This window comes from Aeromonas crassostreae (genome assembly GCF_054052445.1).
This window is the reverse complement of sequence record NZ_JBSTYM010000081.1, coordinates 1-252: the sequence shown is the minus strand read 5'-3', so window position 1 is coordinate 252 and position 252 is coordinate 1. Positions and strand designations below refer to the sequence as shown.

The 252-nt window shown below is 63.5% G+C and carries 1 pseudogene; it reads right to left on the bottom strand.

From position 1 onward, the window contains the following. A pseudogene (locus ACW5W4_RS18975) lies at positions 1–252 on the bottom strand (transketolase); the annotation flags it as partial.

Here is a 252-nt window from a genome sequence, read left to right as displayed (position 1 = left end):
CGACGACATCAAAGCCCGGCTGGTTGAACTGCTCGGCCATGGCCTTCTCGGCGATCGCCATGCCCACGGCGTTGGTGATGCCCTGACCCAGCGGACCCGTGGTGGTTTCGACGCCCGGGGCATAGCCGTACTCCGGGTGACCCGGGGTGCGAGAGTGCAGCTGGCGGAAGTTTTTCAGATCCTCGATGGAGAGGTCATAACCGGAGAGATGCAGCAGGGAGTACAGCAGCATGGAGCCGTGGCCGTTGGAGA